Annotated in this window: 18 protein-coding genes; 2 read left to right on the forward strand and 16 right to left on the reverse strand. The window is 43.8% G+C overall.

Translation table 11 applies throughout. The annotated features are described in order from the left end of the window. Positions 1-14: 14 nt before the first annotated feature. Entirely contained in the window at positions 15-977 is a 963-nt protein-coding gene (locus tag KS242_RS09335; protein ID WP_217321115.1) for a DUF2515 family protein, read from the reverse strand. Between the two features lie 91 nt (positions 978-1,068). Between KS242_RS09335 and recU the strand changes: the two genes are divergently transcribed. Beyond that, complete coding sequence (gene recU, locus KS242_RS09340; RefSeq protein ID WP_217321116.1) at positions 1,069-1,677, forward strand: Holliday junction resolvase RecU; 609 nt, start codon at positions 1,069-1,071, stop codon at positions 1,675-1,677. Then, positions 1,677-4,322, forward strand: a complete 2,646-nt coding sequence (locus KS242_RS09345) for a penicillin-binding protein 1A (protein WP_217321117.1) — start codon at positions 1,677-1,679, stop codon at positions 4,320-4,322. The genes recU and KS242_RS09345 overlap by 1 nt, the downstream gene beginning before the upstream one ends. Before the next feature lie 46 nt (positions 4,323-4,368). On the opposite strand, the gene nth is transcribed toward KS242_RS09345, so the two are convergent. The 15 genes from nth to KS242_RS09420 form a co-directional block, all read right to left on the reverse strand. Further along, positions 4,369-5,022, reverse strand: a complete 654-nt coding sequence (gene nth, locus KS242_RS09350) for an endonuclease III (RefSeq protein ID WP_217321118.1) — start codon at positions 5,020-5,022, stop codon at positions 4,369-4,371. A gap of 13 nt (positions 5,023-5,035) precedes the next feature. Continuing rightward, the gene (locus KS242_RS09355) at positions 5,036-5,749 is read right to left on the reverse strand and encodes a DnaD domain-containing protein (RefSeq protein WP_217321119.1); all 714 of its coding nucleotides are present in this window, start codon (positions 5,747-5,749) and stop codon (positions 5,036-5,038) included. 74 nt (positions 5,750-5,823) lie between these two features. Further along, positions 5,824-7,116 carry an asparagine--tRNA ligase gene (asnS, locus tag KS242_RS09360; protein WP_217321120.1) on the reverse strand — a complete coding sequence of 431 codons (1,293 nt, stop codon included), beginning with the start codon at positions 7,114-7,116 and terminating at the stop codon, positions 5,824-5,826. 38 nt (positions 7,117-7,154) lie between these two features. Further along, entirely contained in the window at positions 7,155-7,685 is a 531-nt protein-coding gene (locus KS242_RS09365) for a cell wall elongation regulator TseB-like domain-containing protein (RefSeq protein ID WP_217321121.1), read from the reverse strand. Beyond that, positions 7,651-7,824, reverse strand: coding sequence for a YpmA family protein (locus tag KS242_RS09370; RefSeq protein WP_217321122.1), 174 nt, complete (start codon positions 7,822-7,824; stop codon positions 7,651-7,653). The genes KS242_RS09365 and KS242_RS09370 overlap by 35 nt, the downstream gene beginning before the upstream one ends. A 198-nt stretch (positions 7,825-8,022) precedes the next feature. Further along, the gene (dinG, locus tag KS242_RS09375; protein ID WP_217321123.1) at positions 8,023-10,788 is read right to left on the reverse strand and encodes an ATP-dependent DNA helicase DinG; all 2,766 of its coding nucleotides are present in this window, start codon (positions 10,786-10,788) and stop codon (positions 8,023-8,025) included. Between the two features lie 77 nt (positions 10,789-10,865). Beyond that, on the reverse strand, positions 10,866-11,252 hold the full coding sequence (panD, locus tag KS242_RS09380; protein WP_217321124.1) for an aspartate 1-decarboxylase: 387 nt from the start codon (positions 11,250-11,252) through the stop codon (positions 10,866-10,868). A gap of 16 nt (positions 11,253-11,268) precedes the next feature. Then, positions 11,269-12,138, reverse strand: coding sequence for a pantoate--beta-alanine ligase (panC, locus tag KS242_RS09385; protein ID WP_217321125.1), 870 nt, complete (start codon positions 12,136-12,138; stop codon positions 11,269-11,271). Positions 12,139-12,140: 2 nt separating this feature from the next. Then, on the reverse strand, positions 12,141-12,971 hold the full coding sequence (panB, locus tag KS242_RS09390) for a 3-methyl-2-oxobutanoate hydroxymethyltransferase (RefSeq protein ID WP_217321126.1): 831 nt from the start codon (positions 12,969-12,971) through the stop codon (positions 12,141-12,143). Between the two features lie 4 nt (positions 12,972-12,975). Beyond that, positions 12,976-13,956 (reverse strand): biotin--[acetyl-CoA-carboxylase] ligase, encoded by a 981-nt coding sequence (locus tag KS242_RS09395; protein ID WP_217321127.1) that lies wholly within the window; start codon positions 13,954-13,956, stop codon positions 12,976-12,978. Beyond that, the gene (locus tag KS242_RS09400; RefSeq protein ID WP_217321128.1) at positions 13,940-15,109 is read right to left on the reverse strand and encodes a CCA tRNA nucleotidyltransferase; all 1,170 of its coding nucleotides are present in this window, start codon (positions 15,107-15,109) and stop codon (positions 13,940-13,942) included. The genes KS242_RS09395 and KS242_RS09400 overlap by 17 nt, the downstream gene beginning before the upstream one ends. After that, entirely contained in the window at positions 15,106-16,233 is a 1,128-nt protein-coding gene (gene bshA / locus KS242_RS09405; protein ID WP_217321129.1) for an N-acetyl-alpha-D-glucosaminyl L-malate synthase BshA, read from the reverse strand. Before bshA ends, KS242_RS09400 begins: the two co-directional genes overlap by 4 nt. Then, positions 16,230-16,643: a methylglyoxal synthase gene (mgsA, locus tag KS242_RS09410; protein ID WP_077309015.1), complete on the reverse strand. Its 414-nt coding sequence runs from the start codon at positions 16,641-16,643 to the stop codon at positions 16,230-16,232. The genes bshA and mgsA overlap by 4 nt, the downstream gene beginning before the upstream one ends. Positions 16,644-16,653: 10 nt before the next feature. Continuing rightward, positions 16,654-17,460 carry a 4-hydroxy-tetrahydrodipicolinate reductase gene (dapB, locus tag KS242_RS09415; RefSeq protein ID WP_217321130.1) on the reverse strand — a complete coding sequence of 269 codons (807 nt, stop codon included), beginning with the start codon at positions 17,458-17,460 and terminating at the stop codon, positions 16,654-16,656. Beyond that, complete coding sequence (locus KS242_RS09420; protein ID WP_217321131.1) at positions 17,457-17,804, reverse strand: nucleotide pyrophosphohydrolase; 348 nt, start codon at positions 17,802-17,804, stop codon at positions 17,457-17,459. Before KS242_RS09420 ends, dapB begins: the two co-directional genes overlap by 4 nt. Between the last annotated feature and the right edge of the window lie 103 nt (positions 17,805-17,907).

Here is a 17,907-nt window from a genome sequence, read left to right on the forward strand (position 1 = left end):
AGAAAGCAAAGCGATTAATCGACCGCTTTGCTTTTTCTTTTGAATAACTTGCTTGTTCTATTCATCATACTTCGCTTCCAATAAAACAACGCACCTGCAGGATGGTGTGTTGTTTTATTAGGCTCGGTCAGCCAATTCTGCTTCACACCCCCACAATGGTACCAATCCGGTCGAATAGTATCTTCATGCTGAATAATCTTGTAGCACTCTCGCAGTTTTTTGCTGTTGTTGGTTCTGTATTGGCTGTACCGTTCATAATCTTCACGTGAGCCAGAATGCGGCACAGTCTGAGCGAACTGAAGGAACATGTCATGCAGCAAGGGATCAAAAAGCAGCTTACTCAGCTTTTTTCCAAGCTGTATTCGTTTGTTCACGCTTGTGAAATGGTGTGCATGCAGTCCATACAATTCTCCTTTTAAAGTTGGAAAAAAGACTGCATTAAGCCGGAGCAAATCCTGCAGCCGATACGGCCATCGGCTGAAAACATGTTTTTTATAGAAAGATTGTACAATCACAGGCGAACCGATCACATGCTGTTCGTTAATGATTAAGCTATACAGCAGCTGCTGTCCATCTCCTTCCTTTATATAATTGTGCCAAACTTCTTCCATATACACGGATACACGGAAATGACGCAGGTGATCGATCATGTTAATTTGTTCTTTCTTATGTGCTTCGTACAGCAGAAGCTGCGGATAGGCGTCTGAAAAAATGAGCCAATTCGCTCGCTCATACAGAGAAAATAGTTGTTTTCTGACTCGAGCAGGCAGCAATCTTTGAAACATCTCCAGCTGTAAATCTGTCATATTCCATCCGGCATTCCTGGAAACCATGGAGGCTAAAAAAGACCAGCGTATTTCTGGATTTGCTTCATAAAATGCTTGATATGCCATCGTTCTTCGGATATTATCTAAGTTCGCAGCAGTTGTTTTCTCTTTAATAGAAGCAAGCAGCAGCGCGGTTTTACTATTTGTCATGAAATTGCCCCTTTTAGCAGTTGAGATCACGGCACAAAGTGAAGTATTCTAAGGATTATGGTATGATCAATCCTATAATGGGGGGAGAAATGTGCAATATCCTAATGGGAAAAAGATCATCAAACAGACTGCTGCCCCTAAACTCAAGCAGCATGTCGATTTTGGAAACAGGGGGATGACATTAGAGGAAGATATCAATGAGACAAATGAATATTATCTTGCCCAGCAAAAGGCTATCATCCATAAAAAACCTACCCCTGTTCAGATAGTCCAAGTCGATTACCCAAAACGAAGTGCAGCGGTAATTAAGGAAGCTTATTTCAAGCAAGCATCCACTACGGATTATAATGGCGTTTATCGCGGAAAGTATGTAGACTTCGAAGCGAAGGTTACCAAAAACAAAACCTCCTTCCCGCTGTCCAATTTCCACGAACATCAAATCAACCATATGGAGCATGTATGCAGCCATGGTGCTATTTGTTTTGTCATCATGCGCTTTTCCGCGCGTGATCAGACATTTTTTTTTGAAGCAGAGAAACTTTTTCCGTGGTGGAAACGTCAATATGATGGTGGCAGAAAATCTATCCCATATGAGACAATAGCGGAAGAAGGATACTTGGTACCGATGAGATATCAGGCAAAGGTCGATTATTTACACATCATCGATCAGCTTCATTTTAGAACGGAGGAAGAGGAGTAATGGCAGAAAAAGGCCAATCTCGTGCATCACGCAGAAAACAGACAAAAAAGAAAAAACCTTTATGGAAGAAAATTATTTTAACGATTGTATTGTTAGGTGTATTATGTGTTGTTGCAGGCGGTGCTGTGTTTGGATATTACGCAGCTACTGCTCCAGATTTGGATGAAGAAAAATTGACTGACCCCGCCTCAAATATCATCTACGATATGAACGGTGAAGAATTTGCAGAATTAGGGTCGGAGAATAGACGGAAAGTTAACTTTGATGAATTGCCGCAGCAGCTAATCGACGCTGTCACCGCAACGGAAGATTCTCGTTTCTTTGAACATAACGGCATTGATATCATTCGTACTGGAGGCGCAGTACTCGCTAACTTCCAAGACGGATTTGGAGCAGAAGGCGGCAGTACAATTGATCAGCAGGTAATCAAACGTTCCTTCCTCTCTCCAGAGAAAACGGTTAAACGAAAGATGCAGGAATGGTGGCTCGCCTTAAAGCTTGACCGCCAATATTCCAAAGAAGAAATATTAGAAATGTATTTGAATAAGGTGTTTTATGGACAGTATGCCTACGGTGTAGCTACGGCAGCCGAAACGTACTTTGGAAAAGACGACTTAAACGAACTTACCTTGCCGGAAACCGCTTTGCTGGCAGGTTTGCCGCAGCGTCCAACAGCATATAACCCGTATGAAAATCCTGACTTGGCACAAGAACGAATGAATACTGTTCTTGACTTGATGGTACAGCACGAGAAAATAACACAAGCAGAAGCCGATGAAGCGAAACAAACAAAAGTCGAAGATCTTCTTATTGAAAAGCAGCCGCAAGCAAATAAATACGGCGCTTTCCTTGATCAAGTACAAAAAGAATTAAGCGAACGATTTGAAGATACTAACCTTAACTTGGATGGCATGAAAATCTATACAACATTAGATCCAGATGCACAGGAAACAGTCGAGAGTGCACTTAGTGAAGACAGCGGTATTGTATGGCCGGATGAACAGCTGCAAGCTGGGATCACCTTGCTTGATACGAAGAGCGGTGCAATCCGTGCGATTGGCGGTAACCGGAATAATGAACTTGGTGGTTTTAACTACGCTATTCAAGGTATCGGGAACCAGCCTGGTTCTAGTATAAAGCCGCTTGTAGATTATGCTCCGGCATTTGAGAATGGCGTTTACACATCAACTTATGAGCAAATTAATGACGAACCGATATCCATTGATATTCCTGGTTCGGATCCTTTTGAACCTCAGAACTGGGATAATAGATTCCACGGCTGGACAAGTGCAAGAACTGCCTTAGCGCAGTCTTATAACATACCGGCAGTTAAAACGCTTCAAGCAGTTGGGTTAGAAAAAGCGGAAGACTTTGCTAATGGACTTGGATTAGAATTCAATTCTGAAAGCGGCATGTTGTTATCAGACGCTATTGGCGGCGGTACGCACTTCCACTCCATCGATATGGCAGGAGCATATGCAGCTTTCGGTAATGAAGGTATCTACACAGAGCCTTATGCGATTACAAAGATTGAATTCAGCGATGGCAGTACATTAGATATGAAACCAGAATCAAACGCGGCCATGAGTGAATCAACTGCTTATATGGTAACAGACATGATGCGTTCGGTTATGACAGAAGGTACTGGGACAATGGCCAATGTTTCTGGTTTAGATATTGCTGGTAAGACTGGTACAACAAATAAAGATGGTCAACAAGGCAGTCCGGATTCCTGGATGAATGGTTTAACAACAAACTATACACTTTCCATTTGGACGGGTACAGCTGACGACTCCATAATCGACGGCGGTTCTGCCGGTACAAATGTATCCAAATTATTATTTAAGAGAATTATGACCGAAGTGCACGAAGGCAAAAACACAGGAGAGTTTCAAAAACCCAGCAGCGTAGTGGAGGCGAAAGTCGAAAAAGGCTCTCGCCCCGCTGCTTCTCCAAGCTCTGCTACCCCCTCCTCTTCCATTTTGACGGAGCTATTCCTGAAAGGCCACCTTCCAGGAACAACTTCAGAACGTTATGTTGAGGAAGAGATTGATCCTGTAACTGGTTTATCTGCCAGCTATGATGAAGCTAGTAATAGCATTAACGTAAGCTGGAATTACGATGGAGATGCTGAATTCAGTATGAGTGCTGAGCCTAACGGTTCCCAAACAACTACTGACACATCTGCAGTCATAGAAAACGTTGAAGCTGGACAAACCTACAATATATCAGTTACGGCTTCAGTTGATGGTGAAGAAAGTGAAGCAAAAGCTACTTCGGTAACCGTTCCTGGTGAAGAAGAAAATGCTGAAGAAGAAGAAAATCCTGAAGAAAATGCGGACGAGCAGCAGGAACAGGACACAGAAAATCAGCCGAATCAAGACGAGCAGAATGATCAAGAGCAAAATGATCAAAATGAAAATAACGATCAAAATGGTAATACTAACAACGAAAATAACGGAAACCAAGGAAACAATGGTAACGGAAATTCCAATCAGAATGAGGATCAGTCAGGCAATGAGCAAGCGGAAGAGCCAGCTGATGAGGAGCAAGAAAACAATTCTGAAGAAGAAGCCAATAGTGACTCCGGTTCCGATGCTGATCAAAATCAAAACGAAGATTCAGAACAACAGCAATCTGAATAACATGCTAAACAAAAAGACAGTCACTCCTATTAGGATGACTGTCTTTTTAATTTGCTTCTGCTTTTAAACGTTTTTTACCTTCACGGCAAATGTCATTCAGAGGACATGCTAAACAATTTGGATTTCTTGCTTTACAGTGATAACGCCCAAAAAAGATCATGCGGTGATGCGTATCGCTCCATTCATCTCGCGGCACTTTTTTCATTAATGTGTTTTCTACTTCTGTCACATTATCTTTCCAGCGGCATAATCCCAGGCGCTTGGACACTCGTTCTACATGCGTATCTACGGCAATAGCTGGTTCATGGAATGCAACGGATGCCACGACATTGGCGGTCTTGCGCCCTACTCCAGCAAGCTTCACCAATTCATCACGTGTATCTGGTACGATTCCATCATAATGGTCAATCAATGTTTGACACAGCTTCTGAATGTTTTTTGCTTTGTTACGGTATAGACCGATAGATCGAATATCATGCTGCAGTTCCTCTAGTGACACTGCTAAATAATCTTCTGGTGTTTGGTATTTCTTGAAAAGATCTTTTGTTACCTTATTTACTAGGTTATCTGTGCATTGCGCAGATAACAATACGGCAATAACGAGCTCAAACGCATTTTTGTGAACCAATTCACAGGCTGCTTCGGGAAACATATCCTGCATCGTATCCAACACTCTGCGTATTTGTGTTTTGTTCAGCATATGCAGCTCCTCCTCAGTCTTCTTCCAGCCAATTGTAATATACACTCACATCACGTGCTGGTGCTGTTTGCTGTTCTGCGCGCACGGCAGCTGCAGCTGGGCGCTGATTTTCGTGGAAGGATTTGCTCTCTTTGCGTGCTTGTTCTACGGAACGTACACCTTTACGTTTCCATTCTCGTAAGATCCGGTCGATATAACGGAAATTCAACTTGCTCATGAGCACCGCTTCACGAAGAGCGGCTTTGATTAAGGATGGCGGCTGCATATCCTCATCCAGCCATAATGTAACTGTTTCTATCTCAAAAGGAGATAGCGGGCGGCCAAACTCCTGCTCAAATAAAATGAAGATAGCAGCTTCTTCTTCTTTATCTGTGTTCTTTTCCGGCTCTGGATAGACAGTTTCCTGAAAGACGAGGTTCCACAAGCCGTTCAAGCTGTATGCCTGGCTGCGTACAGCACTATCCTGCACATCATCTATTTGAATCATGTTGCGCTGCACAAGCTTTCGCAATATTAATGCTACATCACGCTCCGACAGCGTTACTCTTGCTGCCAATTCATCTGTTGTTGGGAACATAGTACCTTGCTGCTGGAAAAAGCAAATATGCAAGATAACCATCATTTCCGTTTCGTTTAAGCCAAGTGTTGTATATCTTTCCATTAAAATACCGGGAAAGGAAATTGGATTTCCCAGTATTTGCTGGTAGTTCAAATGATTGTTGTTCATCTGGGTTCTCCTCCCTTTAATAGGACAATCCCTCGTCTAAAGGACAAGGGATTGTCAATATTTCTATTTTATTATTATGGGTACAAGCGATTCAGCAAGCGCGGGAATGGAATCGTTTCGCGAACATGCTCTACGCCTGAAAGCCAAGCAACGGTTCTTTCTAGTCCAAGTCCAAAGCCTGAATGCGGCACACTGCCGTACTTACGCAATTCCAAGTACCAGTTATACGCATCTCCAGTTAAGTTGTGCTCTTCATAGCGTTTTTCCATCAGTTCCAGATCGTCAATACGCTGCGATCCGCCGATGATTTCTCCGTATCCTTCTGGAGCGATTAAGTCGGCACAAAGGACAACATCTTCACGATTTGGATCCGGCTTCATGTAGAATGCTTTGATTTCAGCTGGGTAGTGCGTGATGAATACTGGTTTGTCGAAGCTTTCCGCAATCGCAGTTTCATGCGGTGCACCAAAGTCTTCTCCCCACTCCACATCATCAAAACCTTTTTCTTTCAGCAAATCAATTGCTTCATCATACGTAATACGCGGGAATGGTGCTGTTACTTTAGCAAGCTTCTCGGTATCACGGCCTAAAATTTCAAGGTCCAGTTTGCAGTTCTTCAGTACAGAAGCAACCAGGTAGCTGATGTAATTCTCTTGAATTTCCAAGCTTTCTTCGTGTTCCACAAACGCCATTTCCGGCTCAATCATCCAGAACTCAATCAAATGACGACGTGTTTTAGATTTTTCAGCACGGAAAGTCGGACCAAAGGAGAATACTTTGTTGAACGCCATTGCTGCTGCTTCCATGTAAAGCTGTCCGCTTTGAGAAAGGTATGCTTCTTCATCAAAGTATTTTGTATGGAACAATTCTGTCGTACCTTCTGCAGAAGAACCTGTCAGAATTGGCGGGTCAATTTTTGTATATCCATTTTCGTGGAAGAACGCATAAGTAGCACGAATGATTTCATTTCTGACTTTCATAACAGCATGCTGTTTTTGAGAACGAAGCCACAGATGGCGGTTATCCATCAAGAATTCTGTTCCATGCTCTTTTGGTGTGATTGGATAATCTGTAGCCGCATGAATTACTTCCACACCGCTTACTTGAATTTCGTAACCAAAAGAAGAGCGGCTGTCTTCTACAACTTTCCCTGTTACATAGAGGGAAGTTTCCTGCGTCATATTTTTAGCTGTTTGGAATACTTCCTCGGATACGTCGCTTTTTACGACCACGCCTTGGACGAATCCTGTACCGTCACGAAGCTGCAGGAAAGCAATCTTTCCGCTGGATCGTTTATTGCGGAGCCAAGCCCCAATTGTTACTTCTTCTCCTACATGCTCATTAAGCTTTGCAATTGTAGTCTTCAAAAAAAAACCTCCAATGTCTGTCTACATATGTAGTTGTCTTATTTATATTGGCTGGATAGAGCAAAGCTTTCCAGCTGCTCCAACCCATCAAGTGTGTAGTAGCTGTAGCCTAAACGGTCCTCACCGTCATGGAATGTTATTTCCCATGCTGGTTCATCCTCATGCAATCCAAGTCGGATATCGTCCAGTTCACAGTTATTGCCGCACGCAGACTGCCAGCTGCTTTTTGCCTGCTGTTCATCAGCAGTTTCTGTCGTATAAATGATTTGTTCCGGGTCTTTCTCGCCTTTTATTCGGTAAGCGATGGCTTCTTGTCCGTCAGCTTGTTTACCAGTGACAACATGGTATACATGCTCGCCATTAAAGCGTGTCACTTCATCTGCTTCTTCAAGATCAGTATGTTCTGCAACAAAGGTCTCTGAGGATTCAAAGCCTGCAGTACGCTTGTCCTCTGCTGTATAGTAGACATATATACCGCAACCGAGTAAAAGCAGCAGTACAGCCGAAACAGCGAGAATGGTGATTTTAGCCCACTTAGGTATGGTAAATCGTGAATATCGCCTTATCATGATCTTCCTCATCCAATGCTAGTCCGAACATCAAGTCCTTTTCTTTCAGTGTACGATTCAGGGAATCAACCAGCTTGTACAGGTCACTGCTGTATTGTACACGAACGGTGGACAATGTCTCCATTTTATTATTTTCCATCCTGTAACCTCCGAGCAATCCATTTACATGATTTGTTACTCATAGACACAGCTTTCTGCAACAAACTAATACATGTTGAGAAGCAATCCATTCTTATTATACCAGTTGTACTGGTGTAATTCTAAGACGAGTTCAAAGTTTTTTCAACAAAAATCTTCCTTCACCCAGCAGTTGTGCGTCCTAGTGGCGCACTTTTTTTTATAACCATTGCTCTGCCAGCTCTAAAAGTTCTGCAGTGCTTTGGTAATGTGTCGGTACTTCAGGGATGGACGCAGTAAAATAATTGCCGTATCTTGTCTTCATCATTCGATCATCACAAACAAACACGATACCTCTGTCACTGGAAGAACGTATAAGTCGGCCGAATCCTTGTTTAAACCGAATGACAGCATTTGGCAATGCGAGTTCCATAAAGGCATTCTTTCCCTCTGCTTTCAGCTTGGCTGCTTTTGCTTCGTAAATCGGATGATCAGGCGGCTGAAAAGGCAGCCGAACGATGACAAGACAGCTTAAGTCCTCTCCTGGAATGTCTACTCCTTCCCAGAAAGAGCTCGTTCCAAAAAGAATCGATTTCTTATTGCTTTGGAAATTCTTTTTCAATCTGTCTCGGCTTCCACTCGTGATTCCTTGCGCGATCAACGTATAATCCTGATCATCTGTCAATTCCTTTACTAATCCATGCGCTTTCTTCAGCATGTCATAAGAAGTAAACAGCACGAGCATCCGTCCGTCTGTTACAGCAGCTAGACTAAGAATAGCTTCGCATACTGCGTAAATAAACGGATAGTTATCCTTCCCTCGAACATCGGGAAAATCGTTTGGAACGAGCAGCTGTACTTGTTCTTGATAAGAGTACGGCGAATCGAATCGCTTCGTGACCGTCTGTTCATCTAACCCTAACTGTGCTTGAATAAAATCAAAAGACTGTTTCATCGTTAAGGTTGCACTTGTCAGCACGATGCTTTTCTTTTCTGAAAAGAAGCGCTCGAGCAGCATATCCGCAATATCAAGTGGCTCACTGTACAAGTACACGGAATTGCGTGCTCCATACACATCTACTTCTATCCATTTAACCTCGTCATCATCTATTACAAGGAACATACGTTCAATTGAATCAATAATTGACTGCAGCTGATTGACTGCATTTTGCAGCGAGTCGGCCATCTTTTTATCCGCTTGTTTTTCCGCTGTTTTCACGAGCTGCAGTAAATGATGGATACAATCTCTGATACCGAATAGAAGCCTGCTGCTCATCTCGGCAATCACTAACAGCGCCTTTGTGTGACGCACTTCTTCCAACCGAAGCTGCATTCGTCCGATATCGTTCGTTCCCAGTTTATTACGATGCTGAGATAAAACAAAATCATGGATATAACGGAACATATCATCCGCTTCTATTTTTGTTTGTTCCCATAAGCTTTGCCATAGCAGCACTTCTGCTTGGGGATGTGGCAGCTGCTCTGTTGCTTTGTCATAAACCTTATTGGCATGGGAAAGCATATGATGGATGGATACGTAGTCAAGCGCCAGTCCGAAATGCTTAGCAGCTGTTGCTTCAAAGTGATGCGCCTCATCAATGATAGCTCGCTCATACGAAGGCAGCAGCTGGTATTCTTCCTGCATATCACTGCAAAGCAATGCATGGTTTGTCACAATAATATCAGCTTGCCATGCTGCTTTTTTGGCCCGTTGGTAAAATGAACGGGAAAACCATGGCGAAAACGGATCTTGGGTATCCTCTGCATCAGCCGACATATGCAGAAAGAAGCGTTTGCCGCTTGAAGGCAAGTTCACCTCATCAATATCCCCAGTTTCTGTAATCGTCAGCCATACGAGCAAAATCGCTTTCGTTAACGTAATATCATAATTGTCATTAGCAGTTTGCTGCAGCTCCGATTCAAATCTGCTGAGACTTAAATAATGCTGTTTCCCTTTTAACAGTGCTGCTTTAAAGGAAAAAGGCAGCAAGCGCTGGAGAAGCGGAATCTCCTTTTCCATCAGTTGTGCCTGCAGCTGTGTCAAATGTGTACTAATGACAATGCGATTCTTTTTCTTAACTGCTGTGTATACGGCCGGAAGCAAATAAGCAAGTGATTTTCCTGTCCCAGTCTCTGCTTCGAGCAAAGCATGTCTGCTGGAATGGAATACATCATAAATCTGCTCACTCATTTCCTGCTGACTGCTTCTTGGTTCATAGCGCTGCATGCCTTCCGATAATAAACCGTCTTTCCGATATACCTGATCGGCCAGCTCACCGAAAGACTGTGCAATAGCTGCATCGGTACGTTCGTTTTCCGGCCGCTTCCGGATTGCTAAACCACGATACACTTCCAACCCATTGTCCTGCTCCGCTTCAAAACTAAGATCCTCTAGCCTAGCTTCAAGCAGCTCCCTTAAATCACTTTTAAGTGCACGTTCCAGTGTGAGAAGATGCGCAATTGTTTCATATGGGAGCTTGTCCAGTTTCTCGAGTAGTGACAGCAGAAGCTCAGCCGTAACCAGTGTATCAGACAGCGCCCGATGCGGCTGATCATGCTCAAAGGAGAGATATTCACTAAGTACACTCAGCTTATAGCTTGGTGCGGTCGGCAGCATAATCCGCGCCAGCTCAACTGTATCAAGTACCGGACAGGAAATGGGCGAGAAGCCCGCTTCTTCCAAAGAACTATTCAAAAAGCGCAAATCAAAATTCGCATTGTGTGCTACTACATAACTATCTTGAAAAAATGCCGCTATTTCTTCCGCAACTTCTTCAAAATGCGGTGCTCCAGTCACATCTTCATCAGATATGCCTGTCAGCTGCGAAATGAAAGGTGGAATCGGCATACCGGGATCCAGCATTGTCTGAAACTGATCTGTGACTACACGTCCTTGGATAACGACAATCCCTACCTCTATGATTTTATCGCCATTCGACGGCGCGTGTCCGGTTGTTTCTAGATCCACCACTACAAATTTGTCCATGTTCCACCCTCCATACTGCTTAGAAAAGAAAGACTCTTATCCTGGATAAGAGTCCAATCAACTACCTATTTCTGTCCTCATAGCATGACAGTAAGCGGCGGTTCTTCTTCGATGATCTCTTGAATTGTATTATCTGCATTCATAAGCGCAATCTTCGGCTTAAATTGAATGAGCTCATCATCTGAAAGCATCGCATAGGAAACGATAATCACCACATCACCTTTTTGTACCAGCCGTGCAGCAGCGCCGTTCAAACATATAACGCCGCTGCCTGATTCACCTGGTATAACATACGTCTCAAGTCGGGCGCCATTGTTATTATTTACGATTTGTACTTTTTCATGTGGCAGTATACCTACCTGCTCCAATATTTGTGAATCAATTGTTATACTTCCAACATAATGCAAGTTCGCTTCCGTCACACGGGCGCGATGAATTTTCGCCTTCATCATCGTGCGGAACATATACTAGCCCCCTATATTAGAAACGGTCCATCCTAGATCCGTCTGCTTCCAAAACTATATTATCAATCAATCTGGCCTTCTCAAAAAAGACGGCAGCTGCAATGATAATGCGCTCGCTTATATCTTCAACAGGCTTTAGCTCCGGATATGATAAAATTTCAACGTAGTCTATTCTACCACTTGTTCTACTGATAATAAATTCTTTTACATGCTTTATCACTTTTTCCGCTTCATTTTCACCATTAGCAATCAGTTGTTTTGCTTGCTGCAGTGCCTGCTGGATGACCGGAGCCTCTTGTCTCTCTTGCTCTGATAAATAAACATTACGACTGCTTTTAGCTAGTCCATCAGCTTCTCGTACGGTCGCTACTGGAACAACTTCCAGTGGAAAATTAAGATCATCAACCAAGGCTTGCACAACAGCGACCTGTTGTGCATCTTTCAATCCAAAATAGGCCCGATCTGGCTGGATTAAGTGAAACAGTTTAGCTAAAACCGTTACGACACCATCAAAATGTCCTGGACGAGATTTGCCGCAAAGTACATCGACGCGATCCGTTACTTGCAGTTTGATTGTACTGTCACCCGGATACATAGCGGATGCATCCGGCATAAAGACAATATCAATACCTTCTTGCTCGGCAATCTGCTGATCACGCTCCATATCTCTTGGATACGTTTCAAAATCTTCTCCTGCACCGAATTGCAGCGGATTTACAAAGATACTTAACACGGTAATATCATTTTCTGCTTTCGAATGTCTCATTAACGCTTGATGGCCTTCATGCAAATAACCCATGGTCGCTACGTAGCCGACAGATTTTGCTGTCTTTGCCAGAGACTGTCGTTCCTGCTGCAGATCTTTAAGATTCGTTATGATTTTCATATTCATTCTCCTATTTTAGGCAACGCTGCTTCATCCATTGTAAAGCTTTGGTGCTCATTTGGAAAAACGCCATTCTTCACATTTTCCCGGTATGTTGTAAACACATTTGTAACTGTCTCATTTAAATCTGCATAGCTAACTGCAAATTTCGGAAGACGATCCACTCCAAAACGACTTATATCATGAAAGACGAGCACTTGCCCGTCCACTTCTGCTCCCGCGCCGATACCGATAACTGGAATGGTTAATTCTTTTGCAATTAGCGCAGCAAGCTGCTTTGGTACACATTCCAATACAAGAGCAATGGCTCCATATGCTTCTACTTTTCTGGCATCTTCCAGCAATTGCTTGGCTGTCTGCTCGCTCTTGCCTTGTACCTTATATCCGCCAAGTATATGAACGGACTGCGGTGTAAGACCAAGATGGCCTACTACTGGTATACCGCCGACGGCAAGCGCCTTGATATTATTCAAAATTATCTGCTCGGCTCCTTCGAGTTTCAACGCCTGCGCTCCTGTTTCCTGGAATATCCGTCTTGCTTGCGGAATAGTTTCTTCCACAGATACATGATAGCTCATAAACGGCATATCCACGACCACAAACGTATCCTTTCCGCCTCGCGTTACCGCTTTGCCATGGTGAATCATATCTTCTACAGTGACAGGAATGGTTGACTCATAACCGAGTACAACCATCCCTAATGAATCTCCTACAAGCAGCATGTCCATTCCAGCTTGCTGTGCTAACTTGGCGGTCGGATAATCATATGCAGTTACCATGGTAATTTTCTCATTGGTTTCTTTCATCTTTTGAAGATCAAGTCTCGTTTTCAATGCTTCACTCCTCTAGCCATTCTAATTCAGCAGAATAAATACGCTGTGTCTGCCCATCTTGTTTTTCCAAGATCAGCTCACCTTCTTCACCAATTCCTTGAAATACTGCCTCAAAAACAGCTGTTGGAGTCGTAACTTTTACTCTCCGGCCAAGACGGGAGGCAAGCTGCATCCATTCTTCCCGAATACTTGCAAAACCAGCTGTTGTGTAAAGTGCATAAACGCTTTCAATTTCTTTCCAAATGAGGTGAATAAGCTCTTGGCGTTTCCATTCTTTTTGTGTCTCGATATGTAAGGATGTTGCCTTGTCTTGTATATCCGGCGGCAAATCTGTTTTTGTCTGGTTGACGTTAATTCCGATACCAAGCACGATATGATGAATATAATCCTGTTCTGCTTGCATTTCGGTCAGTATTCCAGCCAGTTTCTTTTCATTAAGATAAATATCATTCGGCCACTTAATACAAGCGTCTATGCCTTCTTTGCGGAAAGCTCTTGTTATGGCAACTGCTGCCGCTAACGTTAGCTGCGCTGCTTCTCGCGGACCAAATTCCGGACGGATAATCAAGCTCATCCAAATGCCTGTTCCAGCCGGTGAATGCCAGCTTCTTCCCTTTGTTCCTTTTCCGCTCGTCTGTTTATCAGCAAGCACTACGGTTCCATGTGCAGCTCCTTGGTCAGCTAGCGCTTTGGCTAACATCTGCGTGGAATCAAGTTCTTTCTCAAAGATAATCTTCCGTCCGATCCAGGCAGTATCAAGCTGCCAGTTGAGCGTATTTTTGCTTAATTTATCAGGCGACTGCCGCACTTGATAGCCTTTGCGCGGGACAGCGTCAATCTCGTAACCATCTGCCTCCAATGCTTTCATATGCTTCCAAATAGCAGCTCTGGAGATACCAAGCTGATCGGACAAGTACTGGCCTGACACATAAGCACCTTCATGCTCCTGCAGCACTCGAATTAGCCGGTTACGCGTTGTATCCATGAAGCACCCACTCCTTCAGCCGTTCTTTATCATTTGGAATTCGGTTTTCCACCACTGCTTTTTCAGCAGCTTCGAATAACTCACGAATCCAGCTGCCTTTTTTTCTGTCTGGAAACCAGCTGACAAAATCTCCGCCAGAAACAGCCAAATCAGCCCGCTGATGGATTGGCAGCTGCGCTCTTATTCTCTCAACATCAGCTTGCACGTCTTTATCCTTATAGATTGCCATCAATCGGCTATACCCTGCATCCAAGTGGGATGGCAGCTGATAAACTGTCCAAGCTGCCAAATCACTTTGCATTATATCAAACAACGCTTGCGCTTCTTGTTTGACGCTATTGGACAGTTTCCAATCTTTCACCCAGTCTTGGACAGAAACACCGCTGTAAATGGCGCAAAGCGCGATCCATTCACTTAATCCGCCGAGCGGCTGCATACGCTGCTCCAGCTTGTCAATTAGAGCAGGATGTTTTTTGAAAACTGGCAATGCCTCCCACAGTTTTGCTTGCGAAAGCAAACGCACAGCTTTTTTAGCATGGTCGCCGCGGCATAATTTCTCAAGCTCGATTGCAACGCGTTCAATAGCAATTCGGTTCAGCCACGAACGCCTGCTTTCCATCACTTCGCGAGCTTCCTGGTCCAATTGATAGCCAAGCTGGGAAACGAATCTAACTCCTCGCATCATGCGCAGCGGGTCTTCCTCAAAGCGATCATATGCATTGCCAACTGTAGTGAGCTGTTGTTTTTGAATTGCTTCTTTTCCTGAAAATGGATCTACCATCTCGCCATTTCTGTTCATTGCAATTGCATTTACTGTATAATCGCGCCGTGCTAAGTCGGCTGTGATATCCGTTACAAACTCCACACGATCTGGATGCCGGTAATCCGAATACGTTCCTTCTGTTCGGAATGTCGTAATTTCAAAGCTTTCCTTTTCATAACGAACTAAAACCGTTCCATGCTCAATGCCGACTGGAATAACTTTATCAAAAACTTTCATGACTTGCTCCGGTTTGGCAGAAGTCGCAATATCCAGGTCACCAACAGACTTGCCAATTAAGTAATCTCGTACAGCACCGCCGACCAGATAGGCTTCATAGCCATGAAGCTCGAGTTCGTGCATAACTCGGAACGCTTTTTCAAATATTTTCATCGTAATACCTCTTTATAAATGGCTTCGTATTGCGCAACGATATAATCCGAATGAAAAGCTTCCTCTGCGTGACGAATTGCTGCTTCAGAGAAGTTCTTCCACTTCTCCTCATCTGTGAGTAACTCCAAAGCGAAAGCAGCCATTTGAAACACATCTCCAAGTTCCGTTACAAAGCCATTTTTCTTATGCTGAATAACTTCCGGTATACCGCCCACATCTGTCGCTATACATGGCACACCGCATGCCATTGCTTCTAATAAAACAAGCCCAAAGCTTTCTTTTTCAGATGGCAGCAGCATCAAATCGGCCATATTCAGCAGTGCAGCTACATTATTTTGTTTGCCCAAGAAAAGCACATTATCCTCTAGTCCCCGTTCCTGTACATTGCGAAGAATGTCTGAGTATTCCGGTCCGTCTCCTATGAGCAGCAGCTTGCTGGGCAGTTTTTCCTGCACATACGAAAAAACCTGTACAACATCCTGTACACGCTTTACCTTGCGGAAATTGCTTATATGTACGATCACCTTCTCATGATCCTCAATGCCAAATTGTTTCCGGATATCTTTCACGTCGGCTGGATGATAAATCGCTTCATCAATAAAATTATAAACAACATCAATTGGACTTGTCACATCAAGCATCTCTCTCGTTTGCTTTACGAGGCTCTCGGAGACCGCTGTCACTTTATCGCTCTCCTCAATCGCATGAATGATCATTTTGCGCAGTCCATTATCAATACCAAGCACCGTAATGTCCGTGCCGTGCAGTGTCGTCACAATCTTTACATCCCGCTTGGCAATCGCTTTTGCCAAAATAGCGCAGATTGCGTGCGGAACAGCGTAATGAACATGCAAAACATCAAGTTCCTCTTCATCAATGACTTCAGCCATCTTATTGGCAAGCACTAAATCATAAGGTGGATATTGAAAAACAGGATAATGACTCATCTCTACCTCATGAAAAAATACATTGGGAAGCAAGGTGTCAAGCCGGAAAGGGACACTTGACGTAATAAAGTGAATATCATGCCCTTTTTTGGCAAGTTTCTTACCGAGCTCCGTCGCAATAACGCCGGAGCCCCCAAGTGTTGGATAACAGGTGATACCAATTTTCAGTTTTTTCATAGGTCAGGCTCTCGATCACGGATGATTTCACGCCAATCAAAATCGCCTCTGTCTAGACCTCGAATAAAGATTTCAGCAGCCGCCAGATTTGTTGCAAGCGGGATACGATGTACATCACACAAACGCATAAGGGCGCTCACATCTGGTTCATGCGGCTGAGCTGTTAGCGGGTCACGGAAGAAAATAACCAAATCCATTTCATTGGTTGCGATGCGGGCACCGATTTGCTGATCTCCACCAATCGGACCTGACTGAAACAGCTCCACGGGCAATCCAGTTGCTTCCTTAATACGAGTTCCTGTTGTACCTGTTGCATACAGCGTATGTTTTTTTAGCATTTCTTGGTATGCAACTGCAAAACGGACCATTTCTGGTTTCTTCTTATCATGGGCAATTAACGCAATATGCAAAGCCAACACCTCAATCCAATATATTTTCCAAACCGTATGCTAACACGTTCATTTTCATGACCCGTTCTACAGCAAGCTGTACACCAGACATGAAGGATGCACGGTTAAAGGAATCATGCTTAACGGTAAATTGCTCTCCCGGTGCACCGAAAAGCACTTCCTGATGCGCCACAAGTCCTGGCAGACGTACACTGTGGATTCGCATGCCATAGAAATCAGCGCCGCGAGCTCCAGCGTGTGTTTCTTTTTCATCTGGATGTCCTTGTTTAGCAGGCTCCCGTACTTCTTGAATTAACTGCGCCGTCTTAACAGCTGTACCACTCGGGGCATCCAGCTTCTGATCATGATGCTTCTCGATGATCTCTACAGTAGGGAAATACTTTGCTGCTTGCTTCGCAAATTGCATCATAAGCACTGCGCCAATAGCAAAGTTTGGCGCGATAATGGCTCCAATACCTTTTTCTTCGCTCAATGCATGCAATTCTTCAAGCTGTTCATCTGTGAAACCAGATGTACCTACCACCGGGCGCACAGCATGCTCAATTGCAAGCTTTGTATGGGTATAACCTGTTTCCGGAACAGTCAAATCGATTAGCACATCCGCTTGCACTTCTGCGAAGCATCGAGCAGCGTCTGTATAGATGACCGCGTCACTGGCTGTAAGGCCCTCGATATCTTTGATGCGTACTCCATCATGTTTATGATCAATCGCTCCAACTAGCTCAAAGTGGTCTGTGCGCTCAATCAGCTGCAGCGCTTCCGACCCCATTCGGCCTCTAGGTCCTGCTACGATAATCTTAATTGTATCTTGTGTCATTCTAAATCATCCTCCTGTGTCTTCTTCGTCCATCTGTCTTTATCTCTTGTTTCGAATTTAGACATTGATTGCTCGAATGCTTCAGATAAGTCAATATCCAGCGAATTGGCAAAGCATGTCAGCACAAAGATGATATCTCCGAGTTCATCTGTCACGGTGTTAGCTGCTTCACTTTTTTTCTTCGGTTTTTCACCATATGTATGATTTACTTCCCTTGCCAGCTCCCCTACTTCTTCGGTCATTCGGGCAAGCATGCTGAGCGGAGAAAAATAACCTTCTTTAAATTGGGAAATATAAGCGTCAACACGTGCTTGTATTTCCTTGGTTGTATATGTTGAACTCATCGCGATCTTCCTTTCGCTATATCATTACCATGTTAGCTTAAAAGAGTCATCTTTGACAAATGTTTTTACCTGCAGGATAAATTTGTAGCGTTAGCCATAGTTG

It is taken from the genome of Terribacillus sp. DMT04, from assembly GCF_019056395.1.
In the GTDB taxonomy this organism is placed as follows: domain Bacteria; phylum Bacillota; class Bacilli; order Bacillales; family Amphibacillaceae; genus Terribacillus; species Terribacillus aidingensis_A.